The 13,318-nt window shown below is 66.9% G+C and carries 11 protein-coding genes; 7 read left to right on the plus strand and 4 right to left on the minus strand.

Going from position 1 to position 13,318, the window contains the following annotated elements:
- Positions 1-24: 24 nt before the first annotated feature.
- Positions 25-1,098: a Holliday junction branch migration DNA helicase RuvB gene (ruvB, locus tag A7V84_RS02655; protein ID WP_025516893.1), complete on the plus strand. Its 1,074-nt coding sequence runs from the start codon at positions 25-27 to the stop codon at positions 1,096-1,098.
- 1 nt (position 1,099) lies between these two features.
- On the opposite strand, the gene recQ is transcribed toward ruvB, so the two are convergent.
- The gene (recQ, locus tag A7V84_RS02660; RefSeq protein ID WP_063491480.1) at positions 1,100-2,920 is read right to left on the minus strand and encodes a DNA helicase RecQ; all 1,821 of its coding nucleotides are present in this window, start codon (positions 2,918-2,920) and stop codon (positions 1,100-1,102) included.
- Between the two features lie 57 nt (positions 2,921-2,977).
- Positions 2,978-4,225 (minus strand): fimbria/pilus outer membrane usher protein, encoded by a 1,248-nt coding sequence (locus A7V84_RS02665; protein WP_101605055.1) that lies wholly within the window; start codon positions 4,223-4,225, stop codon positions 2,978-2,980.
- Positions 4,226-4,409: 184 nt separating this feature from the next.
- On the opposite strand from A7V84_RS02665, the gene A7V84_RS02670 reads away from it, so the two are divergent.
- Both A7V84_RS02670 and risK read left to right on the plus strand, forming a co-directional pair.
- Positions 4,410-5,111, plus strand: a complete 702-nt coding sequence (locus tag A7V84_RS02670) for a response regulator (protein WP_025516898.1) — start codon at positions 4,410-4,412, stop codon at positions 5,109-5,111.
- Positions 5,112-5,116: 5 nt separating this feature from the next.
- A complete protein-coding gene (risK, locus tag A7V84_RS02675; protein WP_025516900.1) occupies positions 5,117-6,613 on the plus strand; it encodes a sensor histidine kinase RisK in 1,497 nt (498 codons plus the stop codon).
- A gap of 3 nt (positions 6,614-6,616) precedes the next feature.
- On the opposite strand, the gene A7V84_RS02680 is transcribed toward risK, so the two are convergent.
- Together A7V84_RS02680 and A7V84_RS02685 are read right to left on the minus strand one after the other, a co-directional pair.
- On the minus strand, positions 6,617-7,669 hold the full coding sequence (locus tag A7V84_RS02680; protein ID WP_025516901.1) for a cytochrome d ubiquinol oxidase subunit II: 1,053 nt from the start codon (positions 7,667-7,669) through the stop codon (positions 6,617-6,619).
- On the minus strand, positions 7,666-9,003 hold the full coding sequence (locus A7V84_RS02685; protein ID WP_025516903.1) for a cytochrome ubiquinol oxidase subunit I: 1,338 nt from the start codon (positions 9,001-9,003) through the stop codon (positions 7,666-7,668). The genes A7V84_RS02680 and A7V84_RS02685 overlap by 4 nt, the downstream gene beginning before the upstream one ends.
- Positions 9,004-9,121: 118 nt before the next feature.
- On the opposite strand from A7V84_RS02685, the gene A7V84_RS02690 reads away from it, so the two are divergent.
- The 4 genes from A7V84_RS02690 to minE all read left to right on the plus strand — a co-directional run bounded on the left by A7V84_RS02690 (position 9,122) and on the right by minE (position 13,088).
- Entirely contained in the window at positions 9,122-10,882 is a 1,761-nt protein-coding gene (locus A7V84_RS02690) for a glutamine--tRNA ligase/YqeY domain fusion protein (protein ID WP_063491481.1), read from the plus strand.
- Between the two features lie 174 nt (positions 10,883-11,056).
- Positions 11,057-11,905, plus strand: coding sequence for a septum site-determining protein MinC (gene minC, locus A7V84_RS02695; RefSeq protein WP_063491482.1), 849 nt, complete (start codon positions 11,057-11,059; stop codon positions 11,903-11,905).
- A 94-nt stretch (positions 11,906-11,999) separates the two neighbouring features.
- Positions 12,000-12,818, plus strand: a complete 819-nt coding sequence (gene minD, locus A7V84_RS02700; RefSeq protein WP_025516907.1) for a septum site-determining protein MinD — start codon at positions 12,000-12,002, stop codon at positions 12,816-12,818.
- A gap of 3 nt (positions 12,819-12,821) precedes the next feature.
- Entirely contained in the window at positions 12,822-13,088 is a 267-nt protein-coding gene (gene minE, locus A7V84_RS02705; protein ID WP_025516909.1) for a cell division topological specificity factor MinE, read from the plus strand.
- Positions 13,089-13,318 lie beyond the last annotated feature (230 nt).

Here is a 13,318-nt window from a genome sequence, read left to right on the forward strand (position 1 = left end):
AACCAGTTACGTCGTTTATCCGCCATGGCCATCCAGTCTGACTCGCTTTCCTCCCGCCCGGACGCCCAGCGCCTGGTGACGCCGGCGCCCGTCTCGCCCAACGAAGAGTCGATCGAGCGCGCCCTGCGCCCCAAGTCGTTGCAAGATTACGTCGGCCAGCAGCGCGCCCGCGAGCAGCTGGAGATTTTCATCGCGGCCGCGCGCAAGCGGCGCGAGTCGCTCGACCACGTCCTGCTGTTCGGCCCGCCGGGGCTGGGCAAGACCACCCTGGCCCACATCATCGCCCATGAAATGGGGGTGCAGTTGCGCCAGACCTCCGGGCCGGTGCTCGAACGCCCGGGCGACCTGGCCGCGCTGCTCACCAACCTGGAGCCGAACGACGTCCTGTTCATCGACGAAATCCACCGGCTCTCGCCCATGGTCGAGGAAATCCTCTACCCGGCCCTGGAAGATTTCCAGATCGACATCCTCATCGGCGAGGGCCCGGCGGCACGCAGCGTCAAACTGGACCTGCAGCCGTTCACGCTGGTGGGCGCGACCACCCGTGCCGGCATGCTGACCAACCCGCTGCGCGACCGTTTCGGCATCGTCTCGCGGCTGGAGTTCTACAACACCGCCGATCTGGCCCATATCGTCACCCGCAGCGCCAAGCTGCTCAATGCGGACATCACGCCGGAAGGCGCCAATGAAGTGGCGCGGCGCGCTCGCGGCACGCCGCGCATCGCCAACCGCCTGCTGCGCCGGGTGCGCGATTACGCCGAGGTCAAGACCGACGGGCGCATCGACACCGCGTCGGCCGGGCAGGCCCTGGCCATGCTGGAGGTGGACCCGCAGGGGCTGGATCTGATGGACCGCAAGCTGCTAGAAGCGATCGTGCATAAATTCGATGGCGGCCCGGTCGGCGTGGACAGCCTGGCGGCGGCCATTGGCGAAGAACGCGACACCATCGAAGATGTCATCGAGCCCTACCTGATCCAGCACGGATACCTGCAGCGCACGCCGCGCGGGCGCATGGCCACCCAGACCACCTGGCGCCACCTGGGGCTGACGCCGCCGTCCGGCGCCCAGGCCGCCTCGGGCGAGCTGTTCGGCGCCTGATTCAACCCGGACGCGAGACGCAGCGCAGGATTTCCTTGCCGTAGGCTTCCAGCTTGCGCGCGCCGACGCCGCTGATATGGCCGAGATCCTGCAACGATTGCGGTTCGGCCAGCGCGATCTCGCGCAGCGTGGCGTCATGGAAGATCACATAGGCCGGCACGCCATTGCCGCGCGCCACCTCGGCGCGCCAGGCTCGCAGCGCCTCGAACACCGGCATGCGATCGGCCGGCAGGTCGATCACCGGCGCCTTGGTCCGCACGCCGCCACGGCTGCGGGCTTTCTTTTCCGGCTCGCGCCGCAGCATCAGCTGGGTTTCGCCACGCAGCACGTTGCGGCTGGCCTCGGTGAGCGCCAGGGTGCCGTAGCCATCGTGATCGACCATCAGCAAGCCCTTGGCCAGCAGCTGGCGCAAGACGCCGCGCCAGGCGCTTTCGGAGAGATCGGCGCCGATCCCGAACACGCTGAGCGACTCATGGTCGTGCTGGCGGGTGCGCTCGCTGCTCTTGCCGCGCAGGATGTCGATGATATGGCCGGCGCCATAGCGCTGGCCGCGCTCCTTGCCCAGGCGATATACCGCCGACAGCACTTTCTGGGCAGCCACGGTGCCGTCCCAGGTTTCGGGTGGTTCTAGGCAGACGTCGCAATTGCCGCAGGCCGTGATGTTCTGGCCGAAATAGGCCAGCAAGCGGACGCGCCGGCACTCGACCGTCTCGCACAGCGCGAGCATGGCGTCCAGTTGCTGCCCCAGACGACGCCGGTAGCCGTCATCGCCGGGAGACTCGTCGATCATGCGGCGCTGCTGCACCACGTCCTGCAGCCCATACGCCAGCCATGCGGTGGCAGGCAGGCCGTCGCGGCCGGCCCGGCCGGTTTCCTGGTAGTAGCCCTCGACCGACTTGGGCAGGTCGATGTGGGCGACGAAGCGCACATCAGGCTTGTCGATCCCCATGCCAAAAGCAATGGTGGCCACCATGACCACCCCATCCTCGCGCAGAAAGCGCGACTGGTTCTCCGCGCGCACCTGGGCGCTCAGGCCGGCATGGTAAGGCAGGGCATGGATGCCCTGCTCGCACAGAAAGTTGGCCGTATCCTCGACCCGGGCGCGCGACAGGCAATAGACCACGCCCGAATCGCCCTCGTGCTCGTTGCGGATCATTTCGAGCAGCTGCCGGCGCACCTCGTTCTTCTCGATGATGCGATAGCGGATGTTGGGACGATCGAAGCTGGCGACGAAATGGCGCGCCTGATCCAGCGACAGGCGCTGGGCGATCTCGCTGCGCGTGTCGGCGGTCGCCGTGGCCGTGAGCGCAATACGCGGCACGTCCGGCCAGCGTTCGTGCAGCATGGACAGGCCCAGATACTCGGGCCGGAAGTCATGCCCCCATTGCGATACGCAGTGCGCCTCGTCAATGGCGAACAGCGCAATGCGGCCCCGTTCGAGCAGTTGCAGGCAGCGGTCGGTCAGCAGCCTCTCGGGCGCCACGTAAAGCAGATCCAGCTCGCCGGCAACGAAAGCCTGCTCGACCTCGCGCACCTGCTGCCAGTCCTGGGTCGAATTGAGGAAGGCCGCACGCACGCCGAGCTCGGTCAGGGCGTCCACCTGATCCTGCATCAACGCAATCAGGGGGGAGACGACGATGCCGGTGCCTTCGCGCACCAGCGCGGGCACCTGATAGCACAGCGACTTGCCGCCGCCGGTAGGCATGAGCACCAGGGCATCGCCGCCGCCGATGACATGCTCGACGATGGCCTGCTGTTCGCCACGGAAGGATTCGTAACCAAAGACGCGCTGCAACACGCCGAGCGCGCGCGGGTCAGACATGGGAGGCCAGGATTTGAGTCATAGGGCGGGATTTTAAGCCAGCGCCGCCGCCAGGGTTCAGAAACCCAGCCAATGCCCACGCATGAACACATCCACGGGCAGGGACAAGCGGGCCCGCCAGCCATACTCGCCGGAAAGCAGATCACGGTCAGCCCCCACCGCCAGCTGGGCCTTCGACTCCAGTTCGATGCTGTGCTCCAGCCCGAATCGCCGCTCGGTGGCTTCGCCATGTCCCTGCGCGGTGGACGTGTAGGTGCCGCTCAGCGTGCCCATGCCATGCAGCGGCACCCCGGCCGACAGCGTGCTGCGCATCAGGGTCTGGCCGTTGGCGCCGGCGTAATAGTTGCCCAGATCGCCGAAACCGGCATCCACCCCCTCGCCCCGCACGCCCAGCCTGACGGTGTCGGCCATCATGACGCTGTAGCCGAAGCGATAGCGCCAGGCCTGCACATCCTCCAGCCGGCTCTGGGTGACGCCAGCCTCGAAAGTGCCCGCGCTGCCTGCGTCATAGCGCGTGCCCAGCCCGCGCGTAGTCAGCCCGGGAGCCGATTGCAGCTGCCCCTCCAGGGTCAGGCTGGACGTCAGACCATAGCGCACCGTGCCGCTGCCGGCGGCGGCCCCATAGGCCACTTCGCCCTCGGTGGCGGCCGGGTCCATCAGATTGAGCCGGCCCACCGAGGAGGAATAGCCCATTTCGCCTTGCTGCAGATTGCTGGCGCTGTCGTAGCGCTCGGAAATCTGCAAGCCACCGATCGTCGCCGAGCTGCCCCAGGCCGGCGCCCGGGCCGTGACATGGCCCAGACCCACGGCAGGCGCCTGATGGTCCTGATACAGCCAGTGGCGATCGCCATAGCTGAGCACCGGACGTGGCTGCACTGCCGAGAACCAACGCCGCTGCGGCAGGGACACGCCCTGCATCAATCGGGGTCGCATAGCGGTGAGCTCAGCCGGCTCCAGCCGCAGCCCCAGGGCGCCGACCGCCTCGCGACCGTCGGCGGCGTCCAGCTGGCATTCGGGCGGCGGCATGGTGCCGCCCTCGCCGGCCAGCGCCGGGGGCATGGGCGGTCCAGCCCAATCTGCGCAGAACTCGGCCGGTGGCGGCAGCGGCCGCGCGGCCACGCTGGCCTTCTCGGTCACCGGCAACACGGCATAAGGCGCCAACGCCTCGATACCGCGCGAAGGCTCGACAGGCGGCGCGGCGGAACGCTCGGTCGGCAGATAGGGAAGCAACACGTCGGGCGCGGCGCTGACCGCGGCAGCGGCCAGCCCGCAGGCGGCGGCGATGACTGCACGCGCGCCGCGCATGGCGCGCTTCCGAAAGACAATCCCCTGGCGTGGCATAGGAGAAACGGCAAAAAGAGAGCCGGCCGAGGCGCAAGCCAATGCCGGCAGCAAGAGAAGACTATTCTAGGGCGAATTGGTTCAAGTCTTATTTCAGGTCGTTACCCGGCTCTTGCCCGGCAAGCCCCGGTCCGGGCACTATGGCTCTATGGAAACTCCGCACACCAAGCTGCTGGTCGTCGATGACGACCCCGCCTTGCGCCAACTGCTGGCCGACTACCTGAACCGGCATGGCTACGACACCCTGCTGGCGCCGGACGCCAGCGACCTGGCCGCCCGCATCACGCGCTATGCCCCCGACCTGCTGGTGCTCGATCGCATGCTGCCCGGCGGAGATGGCGCCGATGCCTGCCGGCGCCTGCGCGAACAGGGAGAGGATATCCCTGTGATCCTGCTGACCGCCCGCGACGAGGCGGTCGATCGCATCATCGGCCTGGAGGCCGGGGCCGACGACTACCTCGGCAAGCCTTTCGATCCGCGCGAGCTGCTGGCCCGCATCGAGGCCGTACTGCGACGCAAGCGCGGCCCCTCGGCGCTGACCAAGGATCAGCCGGTGCGCTTCGGCCCCTTCGTTTTCGACCCGGCATTGCGCCAGCTGCTGCGCGACAATGAAGCGGTCAAGCTGACAGGCGGCGAGATCAATCTGCTGGAAGCCCTGGTGCGCAATGCCGGCAAGCCGCTGTCGCGCGAACGCCTGCTGGCGTTGGCGCGCGACGACGAAAGCGGCGAGCGCAATGACCGCGCCATCGATATCGCCATCCTGCGCCTGCGCCGCGCCATCGAAGAAGATCCCAAACAGCCGCGCTGGATCCAGACCGTCTGGGGCATCGGCTACCGTTTCGCCCCCTGACCCGCATGACCGCCCTGCTGCGCCACCTGCTGCCGCGCTCGCTGCGCACCCGCCTGATCCTGCTGGTGCTGGGAGCCGTGCTGCTGGCCCAGGCCGCCACGCTGGCAACCGTATCCTATTACCGTCACAAGTTCATCGAAGACGTGGCCATCGGCTATATCGCCACGACCATCCGCACCCTGCAGGCCGCGCTGCGGGCCGTGCCCGCCGACCAGCGCGCCGAGTTCGTGCGCAGTGCCTCGCAGAACCAATGGCGCTGGTGGGCGCGCGGTCTGCCAGCTGGCGCGCGCCTGCAACACCCGCATCACCGCGCCCAGGCCCGCCCCGACGGCGGCGCCATGGAGGGCAGCATGATGCGCCGGCGCGAAGGGCGCGAGGAACGGGGCGACGCGCGCGAAAGGCGCGACGAGCACGCAGACCTGCGCCGCCCCCCACCCCCTCCGCCGGCCTCGGACGATCTGCGCCGCGACCTGCGTGATCTGATCGACGAACTCAACCGCCACCTGGACGATGGCACGCGGGTAGCCCTGTCGCGCGGACCGCGCCCCGAGATCTTCATTTCGCTGGCGCCCGACACCAGCAACGACGACGCCCCCGGGCTGCGCGAATGGCTGGTCATCCCGCTGGACCGTCTGGATCCACCGGTGGCCACCCCGCTGGTCGCCATCTGGCTGGGAGGGCTGGGGCTGATCCTGCTGCTGGCCGTGGGCTTCTCCTGGCACATCACCCGTCCGCTCACCCGGCTGGCCGATGCCGCCGACCGTCTGGCTGCCGGCCAGCCGCAGCGGGTGGAACCCTCCGGCCCGCACGAAACCCAGGTGCTGGGCGAACGCTTCAATGCCATGCTCGATGCGTTGGCCGAATCCGATTCGGTGCGCCGCACGCTGCTGTCCGGCCTGCCCCATGATCTGAAAGGCCCGCTCTCGCGCATGTGGTTGCGCATCGAGATGACCGATGACCCCACCCTCAAGGAAGGGCTGCGCAAAGACCTCCAGGACATGCAGCACATGGTGGACCAGTTCATCGGCTTCGTGCGCGGCACCGATCCGGCGGCCTATCACTACGCGCCGCTGAATCTGGCCGAATGGATACGCGAACGCGTCCACGGCTGGCAGGGCGCCGGCACCACCATCACGCTGGACATGAACGATGACGCCGGCCCCACCATCGAAGGCGACGCCGTCGCCCTGGGCCGGCTGCTGGACAACCTGATCAGCAACGCCCTGCACCACGGCGCGCCACCCATCGACGTGCGCCTGCGCCAGGACGATCGGGAAGCCATCATTGAAGTGTCCGACCATGGGCCTGGCATTGCGCCCGAGCGGCATGAAGAAGCATTGCGACCGTTCGCCCGCCTGGATGACGCGCGCACCCGCAGTGGCAATGTCGGCCTGGGCCTGGCGCTGGCCGAGGCCATCGCCCGCGCCCACGGCGGCTCGCTCAAGCTGGAGCGTGGCCCCGCCGGCGGCCTGCTGGTACGCATCCGCCTGCCCAGAACCTGAGGTTCAGCCGGGAGGCGGCAGCAGGGGCACCGGGCGGCGCTCCTTGCCCAGCACGTTGCGGTAGACCAGCAGATTGAAGACCAAGAGCACCGGCACGCCGATTACCACACCGGCCAGAACCAGGCGCATGGCGTCAAGCGCGCCACTGCCGTCCCAGATGGTCATGTCGTCGGCGATCAGGTAGGGGAAGAAACTGTACGCCAGCCCGCCCAGCATGAGCAGGTAGAGCAACACACACAACACGAAGGGCAGCCAGGCGTAACGGTCTGCCTTGCCGGGCAGGCGCATGAGCAGCATCTCGGCGACCACGAAACCCAGCAGCATGGCGGCCCAGACTGCCGCGGCCGCACCCAGATGACCGGCATTGCTCCACTTGTAGAAGATGCCCGCATTGGCCAAGCCCAGGGTCACGGCGATGGCCACCATGCCGGCGGCCGTCCAGCGGATGCCGTGGCGGGCCCAGGTGGAGGCGCGGCGCTGCATTTCGCCCTCCAGGCGCATCACCAGCCAGCAGGCGCCCAGCAAGGCATAGGCCGCCACCGCGCACAAACCCACAAACAGGGTGAACCACCCATAGCCGGCATCGCTCTGGTAGTCGGTGGCCAGACGGCCAAGCACCATCCCTTGCCCGAAGGCGGTCAGCAGGGAGCCCAGCCAGAAACCGAAGATCCAGCGCGGCTTGTGCTCGTTGCGCGCACGGATACGGAACTCGAAGGCCACGCTGCGCAGCACGATGCCCAGCACCATGATCGTCAGCGGCCCGTAGAGCTTGCCCATGATGGCGCCCCAGGCGAACGGGAACGCCGCGCCGAACAGCCCGATCCCCAGCAGCGGCCAGGATTCGTTGGCATCGCGCCAGGGGCTGAGCATGCCCATCAGGCGGCCGCGCTCTTCGGCCGGGGCCAGTTGCAGCAGCAACCCCACGCCGATGTCAAAGCCGTCCAGGACGATGCCGGCGGCGATGAGCAACAACAGCAACCCCATGAAAACCAGCGGGATCCAGAACATCGGATCCTGGGGATTGAGCCCTTGCGAGGCAGCCAGTGTGGCAATCATACGGTTGCTCCGATCTTGCGCACGGGCACCACGCCGTAGCGCGCCGCGTGCAACAACATGCCGAAGAAGGCCGCGATCAAGATGCCATAAAGCACGGCATAGGCAGCCAGGCCCCAGCCCAGCGTGGCTGCAGACACGCTGCCCAGCACCTCGGCCTGGGTGACGCTGCGATTGACCATGTACGGCTGCAGCCCCACCTGCGCCACCCAGACGCCCAGCACCACGGTGAGCGCACCGGCGAACATCATGCCGGTCTGCACGCGTAGCCACACGCGCGGCAGCGCAGCCGGGTCTTGGCGACGCCGCAGGCCGAGAATGAGCGAGCCCAGCGCCACCCCCCCCATCAGCGCACCCAGCAGCCACTGCAAACGCAGCGAAAGGAACACGAAGGATACGGGCGGCGTCATGCCGGCATAGCGGTCCAGACCGATGGCGCCCTTGTCGGCATCGTGGGTCAGCCAGCGCGCGCCGCCATCGGCAATCTCCCAGGCGCCCAGATTGCGCTGCGCATCGGCGTCGGGCCAGCCGGCCAGCACCAGGGCAGGCGGCGTGCCGCTGTGCCAGTACCCGGCCAGGGCGGCTGCCTTGGCCGGCTGCAGGCGCGCCACGACTTCGCCCAGCCCCCAGGCCAGCGGCGCCTGCGCCAGCGAGGCGACCAGGGCCAGCACCAGCGCGCTGCGGTAGGCGTGGCGTTCGCCGTCATCGAGCCGGCGCCGCAGGGCCTGCAGCGCCATGACCCCCAGCATCAGGAAGGCGGCGGCCAGGAAGGCCTGCGCCACCGTCAGCCCCATGCGCCAGGCAAAAGAAGGATTGAGGACCACGCTGACCCAGTCATAGACCAGGTAGCGGCCATCGACCAGGGCCGCGCCGTCCGGGGTCTGCATCCAGGATTGCAGGCAGACCACCCAGCCGAGCGTCACCAGTTGGCCGAGCGCCACCATGAGGACGGCCAGGGTATGCGCCCAGGCGGGCACCCGACGCTGACCGAACAGCATCACACCGAGGAAACAGGATTTCAGGACGAACACCGACAGCACCCCGAAGCCGATCAGGGGGCCGGCCACGTTGCCGATCTTGTCCATCAGCCCGGGCCACAGACTTGGCAGCTGCAGCAGCACGGGCATCGCTCCGGCCAGGGCCAGAACAAAAGACAGGGCGAACACGCGGACCCAGAAACGATAGGCCGCGATCCAGCAGGGCTTGCCGCCATGGGCGCGCAGCTTGAAATACAGCAGCACCCAGGCCAGCGCCATGGAGAACGCCAGGAACAAGGCCAGAAAGCTCAGGCTTGCCGTGAACTGCACCCGGGCAAGCAAAAGAGGGGCGATATTCATGATGGACGGTAGTGTAGAGCGACTTCCCCGGCCGCGGGAGGCGTACTTGCAACGGAAATCCTGGCCGAACGTGGCAAAATGCCTCTTTTATGGCCGATTACTTCTCTTTCTCAGCAGAATGACCCAGACCCCGACGCCGCACGCTGCCAGTAACTTTTTGCGCAACATCATTGAAGACGATCTGGCCGCCCAACGCTTTCAGAACAAGCGATGGGCCGGCAAGCCCGGCCCGGCTGCCGTGCAGGCCTCGGGGGCGCCCGACCCCGCCCGCATCCGCACCCGCTTCCCGCCGGAACCCAACGGTTACCTGCATATCGGGCACGCCAAGAGCATCTGCGTGAACTTCGGGCTGGCCAAGGAGTACGGCGGCGTCTGCCATTTGCGCTTCGACGACACCAACCCCGAGAAAGAAGAGCAGGAATACGTCGACGCGATCATCGAGGCCGTGCGCTGGCTGGGCTTCGACTGGAACGCCGACGGCAACGAAAACCTGTACTTCGCCAGTGACTACTTCGAATTCATGTACGAATTCGCCGAGGCGCTGGTGCAGGCCGGCCATGCCTATGTCGACGAGCAGAGCGCCGAGGAGATCCGCGCCCTGCGCGGCACCCTGACCGAACCCGGCACCAACTCGCCCTTCCGCGACCGCCCGGCAGCCGAGTCGCTGCAGCGTCTGCGCGAGATGCGCGATGGCAAGCATCCGGACGGCAGCCTGGTTCTGCGCGCCAAGATCGACATGGCCTCGCCCAACATCAACCTGCGCGACCCGGTCATGTACCGCGTGCGCCATGCCGAGCATCACCGCACCGGCAACAAATGGTGCATCTACCCGATGTACAGCTGGGCCCACCCGGTCGAGGACGCGCTCGAAGGCATCACGCACAGCATCTGCACGCTGGAGTTCGAAGACCAGCGCCCCTTCTACAACTGGATCCTGGAGCGCCTGGCCGAACTGCAGAAGCTGGCCCGCCCGCTTCCGAATCAATACGAGTTCGCCCGTCTCAACCTGAGCTACATCGTCACCAGCAAGCGCAAGCTGCTGCAGCTGGTGCGTGAAAACCACGTCGATGGCTGGGATGATCCCCGCATGCCCACGCTGTTCGGCATGCGCCGCCGTGGCTATCCCGCGTCGGCCATCCGGCTGTTCTGCGACCGCACCGCCGTGAGCAAATCAGATGCCCGCATCGACTACAGCCTGCTGGAGCAGGCCGTGCGCGATGTGCTGGATCCGGTCGCCCCGCGCTCGGTGGCCGTGCTGGACCCGCTCAAGCTGGTCATCACCAACTATCCGGAAGGCCAGACCGAAGCATGCAGCGCGCCGCGCAACCCGCATGATCCGCAAGCCGGCCAGCGGGAGTTTCCCTTCTCGCGCGAGCTCTGGATCGAGCGCGACGACTTCCGCGAAGAGCCGCCCAAGAAGTACTTCCGCCTTTTCCCGGGCAACCAGGTGCGCTTGAAGTACGGCTACGTGGTGCGCTGCACCGGCTGCACCAAGGATGCCGACGGCAATGTGATCGAAGTCCAGGCCGAGTACCTGCCGGACACCAAGAGCGGCACGCCGGGCGCCGACAGCGTCAAGGTCAAGGGCAATATCACCTGGGTAAGCGCCGCGCATGCGGTGCCGGCCGAGGTGCGCCTGTATGACCGCCTGTTCGCCGATCCCCATCCGGACGGCGGCGACAAGGACTTCCTGACCTGCCTGAACCCGGACTCGATCCGCAGCGTGCAGGCCTGGCTGGAGCCGGGCACCGAACCGCTGCCGGGCGCGAGCTGGCAGTTCGAACGGTTGGGTTACTTCACCGTCGACAGCAAGGACTCCAGCGAGCAGGCCCCGGTGCTCAACCGCATCGTCACTCTCAAGGACTCCTGGGCTGCCTGAGCGCCCCGCCCCGCACAACGCCCCCGCAACCCGGGGGCGTTGCCCTATCCGGGCCGCAACGCCGGGCGAGCAGGCGGCCCCCTCTCTTCATCATCCCGAAGGCAGGCAGCCGGGTTATCATGCCCGACACCCTGACCGGCCCTCTGTCTGCCAGGCCGGCCGCAAGATACCGACATGACAACCGAATCCCTTGCCCTGGACTTCAAAAGCGCCACGCTCTATGCCATTCGCGTGGTATTGCACAGCGCCAACCTCGCTCAGCTGACCGAGGCGCTGGACAAACGCATGCACGACGCCGGCAGCTTCTTCGAGAACGAGCCGGTCGTCATCGACGCCAGCCGCGTGAGCGAGCCGCTGGACTGGCCGGCCCTGATAGAGGCTCTGCAGGGCCATAATCTGCCGGTCATCGGCGTGGTCGCCGAAGACGCCAACCTGGAGGCCGCCCGAGCCGCCGGCCTGACGCCGGTGGAACTGTCGGCCCTGCCGCAACGCGCGCCCCAGGCAGTCGATCCGGCGCCGCCCAATCATGTGGCCACGCCCGTGCCCGCCGCGCCCGAGGCCAGTCCGGCAGCGCAACAGCAACTGCGCGGAACAAGCGATGCGGACAGCAGCGCCGAAGCCGTACCCGCTCGCGCGGCACGCGAAACCACGGCCGCCGCCAGCCCGACGCCGGCCGGACCGCAGTCCTCCAGCGCGCTGGTGATCACCCGCCCGCTGCGCTCGGGACAGCGCATCTATGCGCGCCATACGGATCTGGTCGTGGTCGGGATGGTGAGCCAGGGCGCCGAAGTGATCGCCGACGGCAACATCCATGTCTATGGCCCCCTGCGCGGCAAGGCCATGGCCGGCGCGCGAGGCGACACCTCGGCAAGGATTTTCACCACCCAGCTCGACGCGGAACTGCTGGCTGTGGCCGGCGTCTACCGCGTGGTGGAAGACAAGCTGGATCGCAATTTGCACAACCAGCCGGCACTGGTCCGGCTCAATGGCGACACCCTGCACATCGAAGCGCTCAAGGGCTGATGGCAGGCCGCCTTTATACACACATGTAAAAAGCCATTAGCGGCTTTTTGCTTTACGATAACGCGATTTCTTCGGATATAAGGGTTCGATCGTCATGACACGTATTGTTGTGGTGACCTCCGGCAAGGGCGGTGTAGGAAAAACGACCAGCAGCGCCAGTTTTTCTTCGGGCCTTGCCATGCGCGGCTTCAAAACCGCGGTCATCGATTTCGACGTCGGCCTGCGCAATCTCGACCTCATCATGGGCTGCGAACGCCGCGTGGTGTATGACTTCGTGAACGTCGTGCAGGGCGAAGCGACGCTCAAACAGGCGCTCATCAAGGACAAGCAGCTCGAAAACCTGTTCATCCTGCCGGCCTCCCAGACGCGCGACAAGGATGCGCTGACCCAGGAAGGCGTGGGCAAGGTGCTCGACGAGCTCAAGGAAATGGGCTTTGACTACATCGTCTGCGACTCGCCCGCCGGCATCGAAACAGGCGCCCTGCTGGCCGCCTATTTTGCCGACGACGCGCTCGTGGTCACCAACCCGGAAGTCTCATCGGTGCGCGACTCCGATCGCATCCTGGGCATCCTGGCCGCCAAGTCGCGCCGCGCCGTCGAAGGCGACGAAGAGCCGGTCAAAGAGTACCTGCTGCTGACCCGCTACAACCCCAAGCGCGTCAACGAAGGCGAAATGCTGTCGCTCAGCGACATCGAAGACATTCTGCGCATCAAGCTGATCGGCGTCATCCCGGAATCCGAAGCGGTGCTGCAGGCATCCAACCAGGGCCTGCCGGCCATCCACCTGAAGGACACCGACGTCTCCGAAGCCTACAAGGACGTGGTGGCGCGCTATGTGGGTGAAGAACGCCCGATGCGCTTTACCGACTATGAAAAGCCCGGGCTCCTGAAGCGCCTGTTCGGAGGAAAGTAAACGATGTCTTTTCTGTCGTTTCTGCTCGGCCAGAAGAAAACCTCGGCCAGCGTTGCCAAAGAACGCTTGCAGATCATCCTCGCCCACGAACGCGGCCGTGACGACTCGCCCGACTACCTGCCGCAGTTGCAGCAAGAACTGCTGGCAGTGATCTCGAAGTACGTCCAGATCGATCCGGGCGACATCAAGGTGCATCTGGAACGCCAGGACTCGCTGGAAGTGCTCGAGGTCAAAATCGAGATGCCCCAGGGCGAACAGGCCTCGACCTGATCCCCTTGCCGCGCGTGCAGCGACCTGCGCGCGCGGCCCATCCCTGCTGCGGGCGTCCTGCCCCAATCGGCCATGCCCGCCTGGCGGGCGCTCAGGCCCGCCCCCCAAAGAGTACGGCCGCATCAATGGATGAATCACACAGCAAAAAGCCAGGGCTGCTGCCCTGGCTCAAATGCGGTGGCGGTTCCTACCAGACTACATTAATCCCCACCGTGCCCTGTAATGGCTGT

The organism is Bordetella trematum (assembly GCF_900078335.1).
Lineage (GTDB): Bacteria > Pseudomonadota > Gammaproteobacteria > Burkholderiales > Burkholderiaceae_B > Bordetella > Bordetella trematum.